The following is a 20,690-nucleotide window of genomic DNA, read 5'->3' as shown; positions in this document are numbered from 1 at the left end:
CTTACTTAGTGTGATTGGTATCAATTCGAAATAAAAAAACGGCCATCAGATGATGGCCGTTTTTTTTTATGTTTTTTGTATTCGCTGAGGCGATTACTTCAACATACCTTCGTTTGCGTTTTCACGGATGTGACGAAGAATGTTTTTAACGCCGCGAGCACTAGAGCCAACAATGTTGCCAGACTTCATGTAATCAGTACCGCCAGCAAAGTCAGTAAGAATCACGCCAGCTTCACGAGCGATAAGGTCGCCAGCTGCAAGATCCCAAGGCTTAAGGCCAAGTTCAAAGTAACCGTCAACACGGTTAGCCGCAAGGTAACATAGGTCAAGAGCAGGAGAACCGGTGCGACGGAAGTCAGCCACTTCGGTAAATAGAGAGCTCATGATTTTGAAGTAAGATTCAGAGTGTTGTTTTTGCTTGAATGGGAAGCCAGTAGCAAGCACAGTACCTTGAAGATCTTTAAGTTGTTTTACACGGATACGTGCGTTGTTTAGTTGAGCGCCAGCACCGCGTTGTGCAGTGAATAGCTCGTTAAGCATTGGGTCATAAACACAAGCAACTTCTGTTTTACCATTGATGCGAACAGCAATAGATACAGCGAAGTGTGGAATACCCTTAACGAAGTTATTGGTGCCATCCAGTGGGTCAATGATCCATTGAACTGCGTCATCTTTACCAGCAGTCAAACCAGACTCTTCAGCAACAATGCTGTGGTCAGGGTAAGAAGACTTGATGGTATCAATAATCACATGTTCTGCGTCTTTATTGATGTTAGTCATAAAGTCATTTTCGCCTTTTAGCGAGACTTCAATCTTGTCAGCAGTTTCTAGAGATTTCGCAATATGATTGCCAGCTTTTCGCGCAGCGCGAATAGCGATATTTAGCATAGGATGCATAGTTATACCCAACGGATGTTAAAGAACGAAAGCGGTGCGGAGTATAAGCAAGTTCTTAGCAAAAGGGAAGTGGTTATTTTTTGTTCGTGTGTTTTTTTTGCGCCTAATAGGGGATGTGATAGTATGCTCGGGTTCTAATAAATAGAGGTAAGCTTGATGTTACAAAACGTCAAAGTGGTATTAGTGGGGACTTCTCACCCTGGAAATATCGGTTCAGCAGCAAGAGCAATGAAAGTGATGGGGCTGAAGCAACTGGTGTTGGTTGATCCTCAATGTGAGATTGACGATCAAACCATGGCGTTGGCCGCAGGTGCTGATGACGTCGTCAACAACGCTCAGATTTTTTCTAGCATGCAAGAAGCGGTCGCTGACTGTGCCCTTGTCGTGGGTTCTAGTGCGCGTTCTCGCACCTTAAACTGGCCTATGCTTGAACCTAGAGAGTGCGGCGTGAAGTTTGTACAAGAAGGCACATCAACTCCAGTAGCCTTAGTATTTGGCCGTGAAAGAACGGGCCTAACTAACGAAGAATTACAGCTTTGCCAATACCACGTTGCAATACCTGCAAACCCTGAATACAGCTCATTAAACTTAGCGATGGCCGTACAGACTCTCTGTTACGAAGTGAGAATGGCATTTCTTGAAAGTGACAAAGCCCAGTACCCTGAAAGTGAGCCTGTCGAGTATTCAAGACACAATGAATTAGAAATGTTTTATCAGCACCTTGAAAATGTCCTCGTTGATACCCAGTTTATTGAAAAGGATAAGCCTAATCAGGTAATGAGTAAGTTACGAAGACTGTTTAGTCGTGCCCGCCCAGAAGCCCAAGAAATAAATATTTTACGTGGCGTACTGACGGCAGTCCAAAAGGAAATATCGCACAAAAAATAACCGCGTTATTGTTAGGGATAAATACTTGAGTAAAATGGTCAAATAAATACTTGACCGTTTTTGTCGGGTATGGGAGACTTTCCTTAACAAAATAATCGGAAAGAGTGTGATATGAAGCTTACATCGAAAGGAAGATATGCTGTAACCGCCATGCTTGATGTAGCGTTGCATTCTCAATGTGGGCCTGTTCCACTGGCCGATATATCAGAGCGCCAAGGCATTTCTCTCTCTTACTTAGAACAGTTGTTCTCCAAGTTGCGTAAAGCCGGCTTAGTAGCAAGTGTTCGTGGCCCTGGTGGCGGTTATAACTTGGGTAAAGAAGCACAATTTATCGCTATTGGTACTATTATTTCAGCGGTTGATGAGTCAGTTGAAGCGACTCGATGCAACGGCAAAGCCAGTTGTCAGGGAGGCGCACGCTGTCTTACTCATACCCTGTGGCGAGATTTAAGTTCTCGCATTAGTGATTTTTTAAACAACATCACCTTAGGTGAGTTGATGCTGGACAATGAAGTTTTAGAAATTTCAGGCCGCCAAGACATGGATTTAGCGTCTAATCATGGATTTAGCTCTAAATCAATTGCACAAGCAATCGGCATCAATGTCCGCTCATAGAGCAAACAGTTTTACTTGGAGTTAATAATGAAACTGCCAATTTATTTAGACTACTCAGCAACTTGCCCAGTCGATGAACGTGTTGCAGAGAAAATGGTCCAGCATATGACTATGGATGGCAACTTCGGTAATCCAGCCTCTCGTTCACACCGTTTTGGATGGCAAGCAGAAGAAGCCGTCGACACGGCTCGTGAGAATATCGCCGATTTATTAAATGCCGATCCTCGTGAGATCGTCTTTACATCAGGTGCCACCGAGTCTGACAACCTTGCTATTAAAGGTGCTGCGCATTTCTACTCCAAGAAAGGCAAGCACGTCATTACTTGTAAAACAGAACATAAAGCCGTTTTAGATCCATGTCGTCAATTGGAGCGTGAAGGGTTTGAAGTGACCTATTTACAACCTGAAGCCAATGGCCTAATCGATCTAAACAAGCTACAAGAGGCCATTCGCGAAGATACCGTGCTGGTTTCTATCATGCATGTGAACAATGAAATTGGCGTGATTCAAGACATCACTTCTATTGGCGAACTTTGCCGTGAACGTAAGATTGTTTTCCACGTAGATGCCGCGCAATCTGCAGGTAAATTACCTATCGATGTGCAAGAGATGAAAGTTGATCTTATCTCTCTTTCGGCGCATAAAGTGTATGGCCCTAAAGGTATTGGTGCGCTTTACGTTCGTCGTAAACCTCGTATTCGCTTAGAGGCACAAATGCACGGTGGCGGTCATGAGCGTGGTTTCCGTTCAGGAACCTTACCGACTCACCAAATCGTGGGTATGGGTGAAGCGTTCCGTATTGCTAAGCTCGATATGGAGCAAGATTATCAACACGCGTTAACGTTACGTAACCGTTTGATGGATAAAATTAAAGGTCTTGAAGCCGTCACAGTAAACGGTGATTTTGAGCAACGTGTACCACACAACCTGAACGTAAGCTTTGCGTTTGTTGAAGGTGAGTCACTGCTTATGTCATTAAAAGACTTAGCTGTTTCTTCTGGCTCTGCATGTACATCTGCAAGCCTGGAGCCTTCATATGTACTTCGTGCTTTAGGCTTGAATGATGAGCTTGCACACAGTTCTGTACGTTTCTCTTTTGGTCGTTACACAACGGAAGAAGAGATTGACCATGCTGCTGAGCAAATTTGTACAGCAGTGACAAAATTACGCGACATGTCTCCCCTTTGGGATATGTTCAAGGAAGGCATTGATTTGGACACTGTAGAGTGGGCACATCACTAATTCCAAGGAAGTAGAGGATTAGAGGACTATATTATGGCTTACAGTGAAAAAGTATTAGACCACTACGAAAACCCACGTAACGTAGGTTCTTTTGATAAAGAAGACCCTAACGTTGGGAGCGGAATGGTAGGTGCACCCGCGTGTGGTGACGTAATGAAATTGCAAATCAAAGTGACCCCAGAGGGCATTATTGAAGATGCAAAATTTAAAACTTATGGTTGTGGTAGCGCCATTGCTTCTAGTTCACTGGTAACTGAGTGGGTAAAAGGCAAAACGGTAGACGAAGCTGCAGCCATTAAAAACTCTGAAATTGCTGACGAGTTAGAGCTTCCTCCAGTAAAAGTACACTGTTCTATTCTTGCTGAAGATGCTATCAAAGCAGCAGTATCAGATTATAAGAAAAAACATCAAGAGTAATAATTAGAGGGAGCTTGCTCCCTCATTGGCAATAAAGGTTGTAGTATGGCCATCACAATGACAGAAACCGCGGCAGACCGCGTAAGATCTTTTCTAGACAGCCGAGGCAAAGGCTTTGGTTTACGTTTAGGTATTAAGACTACGGGTTGCTCAGGTATGGCGTATGTGCTTGAATTCGTCGACGAAGTAAACGATGAAGATAGTGTTTTCGAGCATAAAGGCGTTAAAGTTGTAATCGATGCCAAGAGCCTAGTTTACCTTGATGGTACAGAGTTAGATTACGTAAAAGAAGGTCTTAACGAGGGATTTGAATTTAACAATCCAAACGCTAAGAGTGAATGTGGTTGTGGCGAGAGCTTCAACGTGTAACTAGCGAGTTAAGGCTTGGGCTCGTCATCGGATGGGCCCTCTCTCTTTAAAATATCGAGAGTCTCATTATGAATCACTTCGAACTATTTGGGCTACCAACACAATTTAAAGTGGATGGTAGCCTTCTTTCTTCTCAGTTTAGAGAATTACAGCGTCGTTTTCATCCAGATAAATTTGCAACCGCCTCTGAGCGAGACCGACTGATGGCAGTTCAGAAAGCAGCGACGATTAACGATGCGTATCAAACCATAAAAAATCCTATTTCTCGCGCCGAATATATTCTGGCTGAGAACCAGCACGATATCCGCTCTGAGCAGCAAACTTTGCAAGATCCTCTGTTTTTAATGCAACAAATGGAACTAAGAGAAGAGCTCGAAGAGATCGGTGATAGTGCAGATGCAGAAGAACAGCTGTTTGATTTTTCAGATAAAGTCTCCAAAATGCACAAGCAGCAGTTGCAAGTTATCGAGCAACAACTGAATGATGAACATTGGGCAGAAGCCGCTGACGGTGTAAGAAAGCTTAAGTTTATCGCGAAATTATTAGTAGAAATCGAACGATTAGAAGAAAGACTACTCGGTTAGTCGTACATATTAATAGGAATGTCATGGCATTACTTCAGATAGCAGAACCCGGTCAAAGTTCTGCACCTCACGAACATAAGCTTGCAGCCGGTATCGATCTCGGTACCACTAACTCATTAGTGGCTTCGATGCGCAGCGGACACGCAAGCCCGTTACTCGACTCTGAAGGTCGCGCTATATTACCTTCAGCGGTGCATTATCAAGCGGACAGTGTCAATGTTGGCTACCCTGCAATAGAAGCGGCCGAAAGAGACCCACAAAATACGATTATTTCAGTGAAGCGCTTACTTGGCCGTTCAGTCGCTGATATCAATCAGCGATACCCAAATCTGCCTTATTCCATTTTGGATAGTGAGAATGGTTTACCTATTTTAAACACCAATAGCGGCCATAAAAACCCAATTGAAGTCTCGGCAGATATTTTACGTACGTTAGGGCAACGAGCTGAAAATACCTTAGGTGGTGAACTCACCGGAGTGGTCATTACTGTGCCTGCATACTTTGATGATGCACAACGTGCAGGGACTAAAGATGCAGCTAAACTGGCGGGTTTAAACGTATTACGTTTATTGAATGAACCTACAGCAGCGGCGATTGCTTATGGCTTAGATTCTGCGCAAGAAGGCGTGATCGCGGTTTATGATCTTGGTGGTGGTACGTTTGATATTTCGATTTTACGTTTGTCAAAGGGCGTTTTTGAAGTGCTTTCCACTGGTGGCGATTCTGCGCTAGGTGGCGATGATTTTGATCACCTTGTGGCGCAGCATATTCAAAATGAAATGGGATTAGAGACGCCAACGGCTGAGCAAAACCGCATTTTGCTTAACGCTGCGGCTCGAACCAAAATTGCGTTATCAGAGCACGAGCAAACGCAAGTTTCTGTACTTGATTGGCAAGGTGAGATCAGCCGAGAAACCTTTGACGACCTCATTCGTTCTTTGGTGAAGAAAACACTGATGTCTTGTCGTCGTGCGATTAAAGACGCTGATATTAGCACCGATGAAGTGTTGGAAGTGGTTATGGTTGGCGGTTCAACCCGCACTCCTCTTGTTCGTTCTATGGTGGGGGATTTCTTTGATAGAGAGCCACTCACGAGCATAAACCCAGACGAAGTGGTCGCGATTGGCGCAGCGATTCAAGCTGACATTCTTGCCGGTAATAAACCTGATTCAGACATGTTATTGCTGGATGTGATTCCTCTGTCTCTTGGCATTGAAACCATGGGCGGTTTGGTGGAAAAAATCATTCCACGTAACACCACGATTCCTGTAGCAAGAGCTCAAGAGTTCACTACGTTTAAAGATGGTCAAACAGCCATGAGCGTACATACCGTGCAAGGTGAACGCGAAATGGTCGACGATTGTCGCTCTTTGGCAAAATTTGCCTTAAAAGGCATCCCACCAATGGCGGCTGGCGCTGCGCATATTCGTGTTACCTATCAAGTGGATGCAGACGGCTTACTTTCTGTAACAGCCATGGAAAAGAGCACTGGTGTTCAATCTGAAATCCAAGTGAAGCCTTCTTATGGACTCAGTGATACTGAAGTCACTCAAATGCTTAAAGATTCAATGGCCTTTGCCAAAGAGGACATGCAAGCAAGAGCGCTGGCTGAGCAGCGTGTAGAAGCTGACCGTGTTATTGAAGGTTTAATTGCTGCTTTACAAGCCGATGGTGATGAACTGTTGAGTGAGGAAGAGCGAGCTCAACTGTTAAAAGTGATAGAAGATTTAATTGCATTGCGTAATAGCGATGATGCAGATGCCATCGAAGATGGAATTAAAATGACCGACAAAGCAAGCCAAGAATTTGCTTCTCGTCGTATGGATAAATCGATTCGCCAGGCACTATCTGGCCAATCAGTTAATGATATATAGAGATAACGCACTATGCCTAAGATTGTAGTTTTACCCCATGATGATCTCTGTCCGGAAGGGGCTGTTTTAGAAGCTAATTCAGGTGAGACAGTATTAGACGTTGCTTTAAAAAATGGTATTGGCATTGAGCATGCTTGTGAGAAGTCTTGTGCATGCACAACTTGTCATGTGATTGTACGTGAAGGTTTTGACTCTCTTGAAGAGAGTGAAGAACTGGAAGATGATATGTTAGATAAAGCGTGGGGTCTGGAGCCAGAATCTCGTTTAGGCTGCCAAGCGGTTGTGGCCGATGAAGATCTGGTGGTTGAGATCCCTCGTTATACATTGAACCACGCTTCAGAAGATCATTAATCGATTGACACGCTAAGGAGAGAGCGGCATGAAATGGACAGACAGTCGTGATATTGCCATTGAGTTGGTTGAGAAGTTCCCAGAAATTGATCCAAAAACGGTTCGCTTTACAGACCTGCATCAATGGATATTAGAGCTCGATGATTTTGATGATCTTCCTAATAATTCCAATGAGAAAATACTGGAAGCTGTCATTCTCTGTTGGTTAGATGAAGCGGATTAAAGACGTGCGAGTGTAACGAATATTTAATAAAAGTCGGGCCTTTGCGCCCGACTTTTTGTGTTTTGGAGCGTCAGCCTTAATAGCGTCATCGTCTAGTGTGTTACATGGGAAGTGATTGACGTGAATGCCATTACTCTTTTTTATTTGATAACAATGGCTTACGGTTTAATGGCTTCTTTAATTTAAACCTTGTACCTAAGTTATTTTAGGGCAGTCACTGATGGTCATTGCCAAAATAGCGCACCGGAATTACGGTTGCAGAAACCTTTACAGTAAAAAGGTGTTTTACTTTTTGTGGCATCACTGAATTTTCTCTGTTGAAGGGAGTTGGATTCCTGTATCTTGATACCATATAAGTAATAAGAATATAAAGTATAAGGTAAGGAGAGATCATGTCGACAGCAATGCAAGTATCATTATCAAAAGATAAAGCAGCACCTCAATGGGGCAACAATGCCGTTCTTTCTCACACCGAGCAAGGTTGCCTAGTGCATGTTGGACAAACTCTTGACTACGCAGCGATTCAAAAAGCAGCTCGTCAGTTAGACGGGCAAGGTATCAAAGAAGTTAGCCTAGTCGGAGAACAGTGGGATCTAGAAGCTATCTGGTCTTTTGCACAAAGTTACCGCAATCCAAAACGTAATAATAAGTTAGAGTGGCAAGCACTTGCCGAAGCGGATGAAAAAGAGCTTCAAGACCGTATTAAAGTGGCAAATTGGACTCGTGACATTGTCAATAAAAGTGCTGAAGAAGTCGCGCCTCGTCAACTGGCAACCATGGCTGGAGAGTTAATTAAGTCTGTTGCAGAAGAAGGGCAAGTGACTTATCGCATCGTCAAAGACAAAGACCTACTAACTGAAGGCTGGGAAGGTATTTACGCGGTTGGCCGTGGTTCTGCTCGCACTTCAGCGATGTTACAACTTGACTTTAACCCAACAGGCAACCCTGATGCACCAGTAATGGCGTGTCTAGTGGGTAAAGGCATCACGTTTGATTCTGGCGGTTACAGCATTAAACCTTCTCAATTCATGACCGCGATGAAGGCCGATATGGGGGGAGCTGCGACTATTACTGGCGGTTTGGCGTTGGCGATCCTGCGTGGTTTAAACAAACGCGTAAAACTGATCCTATGTTGTGCTGAGAACATGATCTCTGGACGTGCGATTAAGTTAGGTGATGTAATCACTTACAAAAATGGTAAGACAGTAGAGGTGATGAACACTGACGCAGAAGGACGTTTAGTACTAGCTGACGGTCTTATCTACGCGAGCGAACAAAACCCAGAACTTATTATTGATTGCGCGACACTGACCGGTGCTGCAAAGAATGCACTGGGCAATGATTACCATGCTCTACTGAGTTTTGATAATGCCCTAGCAGAGCAAGCATTGGCTTGTGCGACTGAAGAAAAAGAAGGTCTATGGCCTCTACCTTTAGCGGACTTCCACCGCGGTATGTTGCCATCTAACTTTGCGGATCTTTCTAACATCAGTAGCGGCGATTACTCACCGGGTGCTTCAACAGCGGCTGGATTCTTATCCTACTTTGTTGAAGACTACAAAACAGGTTGGTTACACTTTGACTGTGCGGGCGCTTACCGTAAGTCGGGTACGGATAAGTGGGCCGCAGGCGGTACAGGCATGGGGGTTCGTACCCTAGCTAACCTTCTAAACAACCAATAATTTGAATGAGGTCCCTTGCGGGGCCTTTTTTATAAAAACAAAACACCCGTCATTGACGGTCCAAGAGCTATAAGGAAACTAAATGGCCATTGAAAGAACATTTTCTATCGTGAAACCGGATGCGGTAAAACGCAATATCATTGGTACTATCTACCAGCGAATCGAGCAAGCAGGCCTGCGTATTGTTGCGGCTAAAATGATTCACCTTACCGATGAACAAGCGGGAGGATTTTATGCTGAACATGCGCAGAAAGCATTTTTCCCTGAACTGAAAGAGTTTATGACCTCTGGGCCTATTATGGTGCAAGTTCTGGAAGGTGAAGATGCGATTGTGCGCTATCGTGAACTCATGGGGAAAACCAACCCAGAGCAAGCCGCTTGTGGCACGATCCGTGCCGATCACGCACTGAGCATGCGTTACAATTCTGTTCACGGCTCTGACAGTCCAGCGTCAGCAGCACGTGAAATTGAATTTTTCTTCCCTGCATCTGAAATCCACCCGAGAACATAACGCGTCACTTATTGACTAGGCTCTAGCTATCTAGGGCCTAGCGCTGCCCCCTCTCCTGAATTCCTTACTCTAGTTCACATAATTGTTGTTGCTGTTGCACAAACACTGTACAATCTGCGCCCCAAGATTTGATGTTCGTTGTTGAGAGGCTCCATGACTAAAGCTAAAGTTAATCTGCTTGATTTTGATCGCCAAGGGCTGCGTCAGTACTTTGCTGATGAGTTAGGTGAAAAAGCATTTCGTGCAGAGCAGATAATGAAGTGGATATACCACTTTGGTTATGATGACTTTGATAAAATGACCAACATAAACAAAAAGTTGCGTGAAAAACTGCAACGTTTTACCGAGATCCGTGCACCGCATGTTTCTGATGCTCAACACTCGAGTGATGGCACGATAAAGTGGGCGATGCGCGTGGGTGATCAAGACGTAGAAACTGTCTATATCCCTGATGGCGATAGAGCTACTTTGTGTGTTTCTTCCCAAGTCGGTTGTGCGTTGGAATGTAAATTCTGTTCTACGGGTCAGCAGGGCTTCAACCGTAATTTACGTGTTTCTGAAATTGTCGGTCAAATTTGGCGAGCGGCACGTGAAATTGGCATCGAAAAAGAGACCGGTCGTCGTCCTATTACCAACGTGGTAATGATGGGGATGGGTGAACCACTACTGAACATGAAAAACTTGATGCCCTCTTTGAACATCATGTTAGACGATTTGGGTTTCGGTTTATCTAAACGTCGCGTTACCGTTTCAACCTCTGGTGTGGTGTCAGGTCTGGATCAAATGACGGGCAATATTGATGTGGCGTTGGCCATCTCTTTACACGCACCAACAGATGAACTACGTAGCCAGATCATGCCGATCAATGATCGTTGGGATATTGACGAGTTCTTATCTTCTGTACGCCGTTATATTGCGACCTCAAATGCGAACCGTGGCAAAGTGACGGTAGAGTACATTTTGTTGGATCATGTCAATGATGACATGGAGCATGCGAGACAACTCGCAGAATTGCTAAAAGAGACCCCAGCAAAGATCAATTTAATACCTTTTAATCCATATCCTGGTTCACCTTATAAGAAGCCGAGTAATTCACGTATCGATCGTTTTATGAAAACCTTGATGCAATACGATTATACGGTAACGGTACGTAAGACCCGCGGTGATGATATTGACGCTGCCTGTGGTCAATTGGTCGGTGATGTTATTGACCGAACTAAACGTACTCAGCGAAATTCTGGGGAAGCCATTCCTGTTAAAACTCTATAACAGATATTAAACCAGTTGATTACATGGCGTGAGGTTCCCCAATAATACTTGCCGGGGAACCTTATGTTTAAAGGATTGGTCACACTTTTTTTACTCAGTCTTACTTTCGGTTGTGTTACAGTTGATAGCGAGGCTGGAACCGCGAAATTCAACCCCCTCAAAGCTGCGGATGCTCGAATAGAGCTGGGTATAAACTACCTTGCCCTTGGGTACAATGTCAGAGCAAAGCAAAATCTTGACTTGGCATACCGTTATGCACCTAATTATGTACGCGCTTCCTCTGCAATAGCCTATTATTACCAGCAAGTATCAGAGCCTAATGTCGCTGATATCTGGTATCAAAAAGCATTGTCTCAATCACCCAATGATGGTGCTGTGCTTAATGATTATGGCGTATTTTTATGCCGACAGAAAAAATATACGATAGCTCAGCAGCAGTTTGCGAGAGCTATCCGACAAACCCGATACGAGTATGTTTCTGCAAGCTACGAAAATGCAGGCATCTGTGCAATAATGCAGGGCGATTTTAGGCAAGCTGAAACTTATTTTCACAAGTCTTTAGAGTACGAACCGTCACGTTTTCGAAGTCATATTGAACTGGCTAAATTGTCGGTTCACTTCGGCGCATTTAGTGAAGCTCGGCAGAGATTACAGTCTCTCCATTCAAGGTTTGGTCCAAGAGTTGAAGTGCAACAATTACAAGATGAACTCGATCGCAAATCGTCTATAAATTACTGATTGTCGATCCTTAATTTAACTTCCTATTTAGAATGAAGTAATCAAAATAATGAACAAAGAATCAAACAACGTAGAAGAACAGCATTCTGATTCAATCGATAGCGATACAAACACCCTTATGGTGGGGGATATTTTACGTGCTAAACGAGAGTCCTTAGGAATTAGCCAAAAAGAAATTGCTGACCGTTTAAGATTGAGATTGGCGATCGTACAAGGTATTGAGAACAATGATTTTCAAGTAGGGCAGGTGCATACTTTTACCCGCGGCTATGTTCGTTCTTACGCTCGCGCCGTTGGTGCTGATGAAAAAGCGATCGTTGAGTTACTTGATAGTTCAGATTTAGTTCAGCCTCATGAAGAGAGCATGCAAAGCTTTTCTCAACAAACGAAGAAAACAAAGCACGACAATAATATTATGAAGCTGACCTGGGGGATATTTACTGTCATCCTGGGTATTTCAGCGGTTTGGTGGTGGCAGAGCGAACAAAACACCGATCATATGGTGAGCGATAGCAGCACAGCCGCAGTAACGCAATCGGTGGATGCTGAAGCTTCAGAACCAAGCAGTCAAACTGAGTTGGTTGCAGAACCTCAGCTAGTGACTGAAACCACTGCAGCGCAACAAAGTACGGACGAGCAAGCCGCCGCACCGTCAGAAAAAGAGACAGTGTTAGTTGCGACAGTGCCGACAGATGAATCAACGGCTCAAAAGGCCATTGAAAACGCCCCTAAAATTGCGATGAGCTTTACCGCTGATTGCTGGGTTCAAATTCAAGATGTTCATGGTAAAACATTATGGACAGGCGTTAAGAAGAAAGGACAGAAGCTGGATTTAGACGGTGAAGGGCCTTTCAAATTCGTACTGGGTGCCCCAGAGGTAGTTTCACTTTCAATTTCGGGTGAACCTATTGACCTTTCTAGGTATACTGCGGGCAAAGTAGCACGTTTCACTGCAGAGTAATTATGCATCAAGAATCCCCAATAAAACGTCGCCCTTCGACACGAATCTATGTTGGCGGCGTTCCCATTGGCGATGGGGCTCCCATCGCAGTACAGTCGATGACAAACACCCGTACCACGGATGTTGAAGCCACAGTCGCACAAATTAACGCCTTAGAAAAAGTTGGTGCTGATTTAGTGCGCGTTTCTGTTCCTACAATGGATGCAGCAGAAGCGTTTAAAACAATCAAGCAACAGGTCAAAGTCCCATTAATTGCCGACATTCATTTTGATTATCGTATTGCCTTAAAAGTAGCGGAATACGGGGTAGATTGCCTACGCATCAACCCAGGTAATATCGGAAATGAAAGTCGTATTCGTTCTGTTGTAGATTGTGCTAGGGATATGAATATTCCTATTCGCATCGGTGTTAACGGTGGCTCTTTAGAGAAAGAAATTCAAGAGAAGTATGGCGAACCTACAGCGGAAGCACTGGTTGAATCGGCTATGCGTCATGTGGATATTTTAGATCGTCTCAATTTCGATCAATTTAAAGTGAGCGTAAAAGCGTCTGACGTTTTTCTGGCGGTAGATTCTTATCGACTGCTTGCCACTAAGATTGATCAACCTTTGCACTTAGGTATTACTGAAGCCGGTGGCGCGCGTGCTGGCTCTGTAAAATCGGCTGTAGGCTTAGGTATGCTTCTTTCTGAAGGTATCGGTGATACATTACGTGTTTCACTGGCAGCGAATCCAGTGGAAGAAGTGAAAGTAGGGTTTGATATTCTCAAATCACTGCGTATTCGTTCTCGTGGGATTAACTTTATCGCGTGTCCTACTTGTTCACGTCAAGAGTTTGATGTGATCAATACAGTCAATACTCTAGAGCAGCGATTAGAAGATATCATTACTCCAATGGATGTCTCTATTATTGGCTGTGTAGTGAATGGTCCTGGTGAAGCTGAGGTTTCCCATATGGGAATCGCTGGTGGTAATAGAAAGAGTGCTTTCTACCTAGATGGTAAACGCCAGAAAGAACGATTTGATAATGAAAATGTCATCGATCAACTTGAGGCTAAGATCCGCGCTAAAGCGAGTCAATTAGATCCTAACAATCGCATTGATGTAAACAATATTCAAAAATAAAAGTCTTAGGGTCTATACCCTGACAAGATACGGTATTTTATAGTGGCAAAAACAATCCAAGCAATTCGAGGCATGAATGACTGCCTTCCAACTCAGTCGCCTCTTTGGCAGAAACTTGAGTCGACCGTAAAGCGTGTAGTCAGTGCATATGGTTACAATGAAGTGCGTATGCCTATCGTTGAAGTGACTAACCTATTTAGTCGCGCAATCGGTGAAGTGACTGACGTGGTTGAAAAGGAAATGTACACCTTTGAAGACCGCAACGGTGATAGCTTATCATTACGTCCAGAAGGCACCGCGGGTTGTGTTCGTTCTGGTATTGAAAACGGTTTACTGTATAACCAAGAACAACGTTTATGGTATATGGGACCGATGTTCCGTCACGAACGTCCACAAAAAGGTCGTTACCGTCAATTCCACCAATGTGGTGTAGAAGTGTTTGGTATTGATGGCCCCGATGTCGATGCTGAATTGATCATGATGACGGCACGTTTGTGGCGTGAGTTAGGTATCGACAAACACGTTCGCTTAGAGCTGAACTCTATTGGTTCTTTAGAAGCTCGCGCTCACTATCGCAGTGCATTAATTGAGTATCTAGAGCAGCATATTGACGTTCTAGATGATGACTGCAAACGTCGTATGTACACTAACCCACTGCGTGTTTTAGATACCAAAAACCCAGACGTTCAAGCGATTTTAGGTGATGCTCCCTGTCTTGCTGACTACCTAGATCCTGAATCAAAAGCGCATTTTGCGGGTTTGTGTGAACTTCTGGATGCAGCAGGAATCGAATACCAAGTGAATCAGCGCCTAGTACGTGGTTTGGATTACTATAACCGTACGGTATTCGAGTGGATCACTGAAAGCCTAGGTTCTCAAGGAACCGTTTGTGGTGGTGGTCGCTACGATGGGCTAGTTGAGCAATTAGGTGGTAAACCGACTAAAGCCGTTGGTTTTGCTATGGGCTTAGAGCGTCTAGTTCTAATGCTTGAAACACTTGAGCTTGATGATGTTCGTCGCTCTGTGGACGCGTATGTGGTTACCGCAGGCGAAGGTACTATGCTGGCGGGAATGAAATTGGCGGAAGCGTTGCGTGAGCAAATGCCTGAGCTACGAGTGATGAATCACTTCGGCGGCGGTAATTTCAAGAAACAATTTAAGCGAGCTGACAAGGTTGGCGCAGCCGTTGCATTAGTGCTGGGCGAAAACGAAGTGTCAGAAAATAATGTCGTGATTAAGGATCTAATCGGCGGTGAGCAAATCACTATCGCGCAAGCAGATCTTGTAAACAAACTAAAAGAATTTATTTAAGAGGATCGGTCGTGGAATTGTACGATAGCGAAGAACAACAAGTTGAAGCCATAAAAGATTGGTGGCGAGAAAATGGTAAAGCCGTCATTTTAGGTGCGGTGATTGGTTTAGGTGGCTTATTTGGTTGGCATTATTATCAAGACTCCGTCGTTACTGGCCAAGAAGGCGCAGCGGCTGAATATGCTGAAACTATTCAAGCACTGAACAACAAAGGCTTAGATGCCTCTGATGAAGTTCAAACCTTTATTAACACTCACGCAAAGCGTGAGTACGCCGTTCTTGCTGCTCTTCAACTGGCTCAAGCACAAATTGCACAAGGCGATTTCAAGTCAGGCCTAACGCAACTTGAGTGGGCAAAAGCCAATACTAAAGATGAAGCTTTAGCACCGGTTATTACGTTACGCGCTGTTCGTGTAAAAGCAGAGCTTGGCGATATTGATGCTGCGATTGCAGAACTTGATGCGCTAAAAGCCGCTGGTTGGGAAGGTCGCATTGCTGAACTGAAAGGCGACTTATTGCTTCGCAATGGCGACAGTGAAGGCGCTTATACGGCATATTCAGCAGCACAACAAGCTGCCGATGCGAGCCAATCTATCCAGTTTAAACTTGACGATTTAGCCAAATAGGATCGCGTAGCATGCTAACTAACAAGTGGCTTCGTCGCATACTTCTCACTGCATTTACTGTAGCGTTAGTCGGGTGTGCTAGCGAAGAAGACACCATTATTATGGCGCCAGTGCCAGTTGTAGAAAGCCAATTTACCCCTTCTGTTGTCTGGTCGACTTCGGTGGGCGATGGTGTTGGTCAATATTTTTCGAAACTGACACCAGCCTATGCTTACGACAAAGTCTTTGTTGCTAGCCGTGATGGTGATGTCGCCGCATTTGATGCAACATCAGGTGATAAAGTCTGGTCTGTCGATTTAGAAAAAGACGTTCCTGCCCGTTTGTCTGGTGGCATTAAAGCGTCTTATGGCCAATTGTTCATCGGTAACGAAAATGGTGAAGTGATTGCTCTTGATGCACAGACAGGTGAAGAACGTTGGCGCGTTGAGGTAGACGGTGAAGTCCTGTCGGTACCGGAAACGGAATCAAACCTAGTGCTAGTACATACCACTCGCGGTGCTCTGATTGCTTTAGACGAAGAAACGGGTAACGAGAAGTGGACTGTGAGTACTGAAGTGCCAACGTTAACATTGCGTGGTACAAGCTCTCCAGTTGCTGTTTCTGGTGGTGTATTTTGGGGGACCTCAAACGGTCGTTTAGCCGCAGCACTAGTTGATCGTGGTCAAATGATCTGGCAGCAACCGGTTGGTACGCCAAAAGGCGCAACAGAGATCGATCGTTTAGTGGATTCTGACGCTCAGCCTCTTGTTGTCGGTAGCATGTTATATACTATTGGTATCAATGGTCAGTTGATTGCTATCGATCTTCGTTCTGGATCTCCGGCATGGAAACGCAATTATTCTTCGGCACAAAATATGGCGACAGATGGTCGTAATATTTATCTTGTGACGGATAAAGATCATATTGTTGCTGTGGATGCTCGTAGTGGTACTGAGCTATGGGAAAACCGCCAGTTAGAATACCGTTTGTTGACTGGACCTGCTGTTATCGATCGTAAACTGGTACTTGGAGATAGCGAAGGCTATCTGTATTGGCTAGATCGAAATACTGGTGAGTTTGTGTCTCAGCAGATGGAAGATGATAGCGGATTTGCCGTTGCCCCAATAGAGGTGGAAGACGGTTTCCTTATCACAACACGCAATGGCGACGTGAAGATGATGAAGATCAATTAGATCTCCAGACGTTCCCATAACGTGATATAATTCGCAATTGGCTCTTGACTGGAAACAGTTAAGAGCCGTTTTGTTATTAATTTTAGTGTCGTTATAGGTCATACCCATTCCGATAAATATGTGATCATACTTGCCGATAACATCGATGCCTTGTTGTTTTTATGAAGGCGCTTACGATGTGTTGCTGTGCATGTATTGTTTGATATCGGGTTTGATGAACACTGACTTATCCGAATTGGTATATGCAAATATTTACCAATAACGACACAACGCTTTTACTTTGAGGTCATTATGGTTCCAGTTGTTGCGCTTGTAGGGCGTCCTAACGTAGGGAAATCCACACTATTCAATCGCTTAACTCGTACTAGAGATGCGTTGGTTGCAGACTTTCCAGGTCTGACACGTGATAGAAAATACGGTCGAGCTAAGCTTGGCGAGCATGAGTTTATTGTTATCGATACCGGTGGTATTGACGGTACTGAAGAAGGTGTGGAAACCAAAATGGCAGAGCAATCGCTAGCGGCGATTGATGAAGCTGATGTGGTTTTATTTATGGTTGATGGCCGAGCGGGCTTAACCGTTTCGGATGAAGCCATTGCTAAGCATCTACGTAAGATCGAAAAACCTGCGATGTTGGTTGTCAATAAAGTCGATGGTATTGATGCGGATGCGGCGAGTGCTGAATTTTGGCAACTAGGCGTAGAAGATATGTATCAAATTGCCGCGGCACATGGTCGTGGTGTAACGGCATTGATCGATCGCGCGTTAGACCCATTTGCAGAAGCCCTGTTAAAAGAACACGGCGAAATCGAAGATCTAACGGGCTTTGAAGATGAAGAAGAGCAGTTAGAGTACACAGAAGAAGAAGCCGAAGAAGAATTTAAGCGTCTTCAAGATCAACCGATTAAGTTGGCGATTATTGGTCGTCCTAACGTGGGTAAATCAACCCTAACAAACCGTATTTTAGGGGAAGAGCGTGTCGTGGTTTACGATATGCCGGGCACAACGCGTGACTCTATTTATATCCCAATGGAAAGAGACGGACGCGAGTATGTATTGATTGATACTGCGGGCGTGCGTCGTCGTCGTCGTATTAACGAAACGGTAGAAAAATTCTCCGTAGTTAAAACCTTAAAAGCGGTTGAAGATGCCAACGTTGTACTGCTGGTTATCGATGCGCGCGAGAATATTTCAGATCAAGATCTTAGCTTGCTAGGCTTTGCATTAAATGCAGGTCGTTCCATCGTGATTGCGGTGAACAAGTGGGATGGGCTTGATACTGACGTGAAAGAACACGTGAAAAAAGAGCTTGATCGTCGTCTTGGTTTTGTTGATTTTGCACGTATTCACTTTATCTCAGCATTGCATGGTACCGGTGTTGGTAACTTATTCGAATCCGTTCAAGAAGCGTATAAGTCAGCGACAACTCGTGTGGGAACATCAGTTCTTACTCGCATTATGAAAATGGCAACGGACGATCACCAACCACCATTGGTTAGAGGCCGTCGTGTGAAGCTGAAATACGCTCACGCAGGGGGATATAACCCTCCAATCGTTGTTATACACGGTAATCAGGTGAACGAGCTTCCTGCGTCATACAAGCGCTTCTTAATGAACTACTACCGTCGCTCTCTAGAGATTATGGGTACGCCAATTCGTATTCAGTTCCAGAGCAGTGAGAACCCATTTGAAGGCAAGTCGAGTAAGATGACGATTTCTCAAGAGCGTAAGAAAAAACGTTTGTCGCAAATGCTTAAAGGCCGTAGTAAAAAATAAAGCCAGTGCAGTAAACTGTGTATGATTGAAAGCCACTTCCCCTATGAAGTGGCTTTTTTTGTCCGTAATAGGGTAAATTAGCTCTTAACTCAAGTAGATGATCTTTTTGGTTTATTCTGATATATCGTAATAATGACAGTGAGGTAGAGTTATTCACTATATATAATCCAAAAACAGCATATGTAACTTATGCTTTCGGTGTGTGGTTATATAAATGTTCTTTTTAAGGTAGAAGGCTGATCACACGCAATAAAGTAGAAGATCAAACAAAGATCATCTTAAAGCTGTAATGACCTGTTATTTAGTACGATTGGTATAAGGATAGGCTATCAAAGCGACAAGCTTAGAGTGTGTTTCATAAAACTCACATTACTGACGTCAGCTATGTAAAACTATAGGCTATGTTAAATAGGGTTGGTTTTTCGCTGAGTCAAGTTCGATAGTTCGATTGGTAATATATAGTGGAGAGAAAATACATGGCAGAGAACGTGTGTCCTGAGTGTCACCAAGAATTGCAGTGGGATGGTCAGTATTATTGTACTGATTGTCAGGCTCACTATAAAAAAAGCGCCTTCTGCCCGGATTGCGAGGCTGAGCTTGAAAAATTACAGGCGTGCGGAGCAGCCAGTTACTTTTGTAATGCCAAGTGCAACGAGCTTAAGTCCAAGTCTCGAGCTCGTTTTGAGTTTACGCGAATAGACTAACCTTGCGAGCTACTGGTGTTTATCGTCGAGCTGACTTCACCATCGGCAAAACGGGTGACTAAAGTATCGCCTGCTTTCAACTGCGTAGATTGGGTGACCACCTTGCCAGCTTTACTAGAGATTGAATAACCGCGACGCATGGTGGCTAATGGGCTTACAGCATCCAGTTTTTCAGTTAACAATTCAAACTGATGTTTATCTTGGCGAATTTGCCCTTGAATCGCTTTTTTCAAACGCTGTTCTAGGTAGCTTAGGTTTTGTTGCTGCTTGGCAATTTTGTTGGCAGGAGCATGCATTTCAAGACGCATTTGCAAGCGAGCTAACTGTTGTTTGGTATTATTGAGCTGGGCAAGCATTGCACGCTTTAATTGTGCTTCTTTTTCATCTAACTGCTGGCTTTGTTTTTGCAATTGATGTTTTGGATGCAGCTTTTCCAGTCGATGCTCTTGAATTAAGATTTGTTGCTGCTGCTGGGTTAGATAACGGGTCATCGCATTGATAAGCTGCTTTTGCTTTGCGAGCAGCCCTTGCAACTTAAAGCTCTGATCTCGGCTCACTAACTCAGCGGCGGCCGATGGTGTTGCGGCGCGCACATCGGCAACGAAATCCGCAATGGTAACATCCACTTCATGACCCACTGCACTGATAATTGGAATTTGGCTAGAGGCGATGGTTCGCGCCACAATCTCATTGTTAAAGCACCAAAGGTCTTCTAACGAGCCGCCACCACGACCTACAATCAATACGTCACACTCATTGCGTGCATTGGCTAAGCCAATCGCTTGAGCAATGCTAATAGACGCACTGTCCCCTTGAACCATCGTTGGGTAGATGATCACCGGTAGACTAGGATCGCGTCTTTTTAATACCTGCAAAATATCATGCAATGCTGCGCCAGTAGAAGAAGTGATGATGCCAATGCATTTTGGGTGCTCAGGTAACAGTAATTTATTGGACTGAGCAAAGAGGCCTTCAGCAGCCAATTGCATTTTTAATTGATCAAACTGTTGCTGTAGACGACCATCTCCCTCTGGCTGCATGGATTCGATGATCAGCTGATAATCACCGCGCGGCTCATAGAGGGACAAGCGAGCTTTAACCAGAACCTGTTTGCCGTTTTCTGGGCGAAATGTTACGCGACGATTATTACCACGGAACATGGCACATTTTACTTGGGCGCGGGAATCTTTAAGGGTTAAATACCAATGTCCTGAAACAGGAGATGAGAAATTGGAAATTTCACCAATCAGCCAAACCACTCCCATCTCATTTTCTAGGAGTAAGCGCACTTCAGCATTGAGGCGTGAAACAGTAAAAATATTGTTAGATTGCGGGGAGGGCAAATTGACGCTCTTC

At 44.3% G+C, this 20,690-nt stretch carries 22 protein-coding genes; 20 read left to right on the top strand and 2 right to left on the bottom strand.

Translation table 11 applies throughout. The annotated features are described in order from the left end of the window. Positions 1–93: 93 nt before the first annotated feature. Entirely contained in the window at positions 94–897 is an 804-nt protein-coding gene (gene suhB, locus VEZ01S_RS01180) for an inositol-1-monophosphatase (RefSeq protein ID WP_021712186.1), read from the bottom strand. 156 nt (positions 898–1,053) lie between these two features. On the opposite strand from suhB, the gene trmJ reads away from it, so the two are divergent. The 20 genes from trmJ to VEZ01S_RS01080 all read left to right on the top strand — a co-directional run bounded on the left by trmJ (position 1,054) and on the right by VEZ01S_RS01080 (position 19,334). Further along, complete coding sequence (gene trmJ, locus VEZ01S_RS01175; protein ID WP_021712185.1) at positions 1,054–1,785, top strand: tRNA (cytosine(32)/uridine(32)-2'-O)-methyltransferase TrmJ; 732 nt, start codon at positions 1,054–1,056, stop codon at positions 1,783–1,785. Positions 1,786–1,896: 111 nt separating this feature from the next. After that, positions 1,897–2,400, top strand: coding sequence for a Fe-S cluster assembly transcriptional regulator IscR (gene iscR / locus VEZ01S_RS01170; RefSeq protein WP_021712184.1), 504 nt, complete (start codon positions 1,897–1,899; stop codon positions 2,398–2,400). 27 nt (positions 2,401–2,427) lie between these two features. Further along, positions 2,428–3,642, top strand: a complete 1,215-nt coding sequence (locus tag VEZ01S_RS01165) for an IscS subfamily cysteine desulfurase (protein ID WP_021712183.1) — start codon at positions 2,428–2,430, stop codon at positions 3,640–3,642. Between the two features lie 33 nt (positions 3,643–3,675). Beyond that, positions 3,676–4,059: a Fe-S cluster assembly scaffold IscU gene (iscU, locus tag VEZ01S_RS01160; RefSeq protein ID WP_021712182.1), complete on the top strand. Its 384-nt coding sequence runs from the start codon at positions 3,676–3,678 to the stop codon at positions 4,057–4,059. A gap of 45 nt (positions 4,060–4,104) precedes the next feature. Next, positions 4,105–4,428: an iron-sulfur cluster assembly protein IscA gene (gene iscA / locus VEZ01S_RS01155; protein WP_021712181.1), complete on the top strand. Its 324-nt coding sequence runs from the start codon at positions 4,105–4,107 to the stop codon at positions 4,426–4,428. A 68-nt stretch (positions 4,429–4,496) separates the two neighbouring features. Next, on the top strand, positions 4,497–5,012 hold the full coding sequence (gene hscB / locus VEZ01S_RS01150) for a co-chaperone HscB (RefSeq protein WP_021712180.1): 516 nt from the start codon (positions 4,497–4,499) through the stop codon (positions 5,010–5,012). Positions 5,013–5,035: 23 nt separating this feature from the next. Beyond that, positions 5,036–6,886 (top strand): Fe-S protein assembly chaperone HscA, encoded by a 1,851-nt coding sequence (hscA, locus tag VEZ01S_RS01145; protein WP_021712179.1) that lies wholly within the window; start codon positions 5,036–5,038, stop codon positions 6,884–6,886. A 12-nt stretch (positions 6,887–6,898) separates the two neighbouring features. After that, a complete protein-coding gene (fdx, locus tag VEZ01S_RS01140) occupies positions 6,899–7,237 on the top strand; it encodes an ISC system 2Fe-2S type ferredoxin (RefSeq protein ID WP_021712178.1) in 339 nt (112 codons plus the stop codon). A gap of 28 nt (positions 7,238–7,265) precedes the next feature. Then, entirely contained in the window at positions 7,266–7,460 is a 195-nt protein-coding gene (gene iscX / locus VEZ01S_RS01135; protein ID WP_021712177.1) for a Fe-S cluster assembly protein IscX, read from the top strand. A gap of 392 nt (positions 7,461–7,852) precedes the next feature. After that, positions 7,853–9,142, top strand: a complete 1,290-nt coding sequence (pepB, locus tag VEZ01S_RS01130) for an aminopeptidase PepB (RefSeq protein WP_021712176.1) — start codon at positions 7,853–7,855, stop codon at positions 9,140–9,142. Positions 9,143–9,224: 82 nt separating this feature from the next. Then, positions 9,225–9,653: a nucleoside-diphosphate kinase gene (gene ndk, locus VEZ01S_RS01125; protein ID WP_021712175.1), complete on the top strand. Its 429-nt coding sequence runs from the start codon at positions 9,225–9,227 to the stop codon at positions 9,651–9,653. A gap of 153 nt (positions 9,654–9,806) precedes the next feature. After that, the gene (gene rlmN / locus VEZ01S_RS01120) at positions 9,807–10,922 is read left to right on the top strand and encodes a dual-specificity RNA methyltransferase RlmN (RefSeq protein ID WP_021712174.1); all 1,116 of its coding nucleotides are present in this window, start codon (positions 9,807–9,809) and stop codon (positions 10,920–10,922) included. 63 nt (positions 10,923–10,985) lie between these two features. Continuing rightward, on the top strand, positions 10,986–11,660 hold the full coding sequence (gene pilW / locus VEZ01S_RS01115; RefSeq protein ID WP_021712173.1) for a type IV pilus biogenesis/stability protein PilW: 675 nt from the start codon (positions 10,986–10,988) through the stop codon (positions 11,658–11,660). Between the two features lie 49 nt (positions 11,661–11,709). Continuing rightward, the gene (locus VEZ01S_RS01110; protein WP_021712172.1) at positions 11,710–12,621 is read left to right on the top strand and encodes a RodZ domain-containing protein; all 912 of its coding nucleotides are present in this window, start codon (positions 11,710–11,712) and stop codon (positions 12,619–12,621) included. Positions 12,622–12,623: 2 nt separating this feature from the next. Continuing rightward, positions 12,624–13,745: a flavodoxin-dependent (E)-4-hydroxy-3-methylbut-2-enyl-diphosphate synthase gene (ispG, locus tag VEZ01S_RS01105; protein WP_021712171.1), complete on the top strand. Its 1,122-nt coding sequence runs from the start codon at positions 12,624–12,626 to the stop codon at positions 13,743–13,745. Between the two features lie 42 nt (positions 13,746–13,787). Beyond that, positions 13,788–15,056: a histidine--tRNA ligase gene (gene hisS, locus VEZ01S_RS01100; RefSeq protein ID WP_021712170.1), complete on the top strand. Its 1,269-nt coding sequence runs from the start codon at positions 13,788–13,790 to the stop codon at positions 15,054–15,056. A gap of 11 nt (positions 15,057–15,067) precedes the next feature. Beyond that, positions 15,068–15,682 (top strand): YfgM family protein, encoded by a 615-nt coding sequence (locus VEZ01S_RS01095; RefSeq protein ID WP_021712169.1) that lies wholly within the window; start codon positions 15,068–15,070, stop codon positions 15,680–15,682. 11 nt (positions 15,683–15,693) lie between these two features. Next, positions 15,694–16,854, top strand: coding sequence for an outer membrane protein assembly factor BamB (gene bamB, locus VEZ01S_RS01090; protein WP_021712168.1), 1,161 nt, complete (start codon positions 15,694–15,696; stop codon positions 16,852–16,854). A 291-nt stretch (positions 16,855–17,145) separates the two neighbouring features. Further along, positions 17,146–18,630 (top strand): ribosome biogenesis GTPase Der, encoded by a 1,485-nt coding sequence (gene der / locus VEZ01S_RS01085; RefSeq protein WP_021712167.1) that lies wholly within the window; start codon positions 17,146–17,148, stop codon positions 18,628–18,630. Positions 18,631–19,106: 476 nt separating this feature from the next. Continuing rightward, the gene (locus VEZ01S_RS01080; RefSeq protein WP_021712166.1) at positions 19,107–19,334 is read left to right on the top strand and encodes a zinc ribbon domain-containing protein; all 228 of its coding nucleotides are present in this window, start codon (positions 19,107–19,109) and stop codon (positions 19,332–19,334) included. Here the strand turns inward: VEZ01S_RS01080 and xseA are convergent. After that, positions 19,331–20,677, bottom strand: coding sequence for an exodeoxyribonuclease VII large subunit (gene xseA, locus VEZ01S_RS01075; protein ID WP_021712165.1), 1,347 nt, complete (start codon positions 20,675–20,677; stop codon positions 19,331–19,333). The genes VEZ01S_RS01080 and xseA overlap by 4 nt on opposite strands. Positions 20,678–20,690: the final 13 nt, after the last annotated feature.

The sequence above is a fragment of the Vibrio ezurae NBRC 102218 genome (assembly GCF_000467185.1).
In the GTDB taxonomy this organism is placed as follows: domain Bacteria; phylum Pseudomonadota; class Gammaproteobacteria; order Enterobacterales; family Vibrionaceae; genus Vibrio; species Vibrio ezurae.
This window is presented reverse-complemented; position numbering and strand designations above follow the sequence as displayed.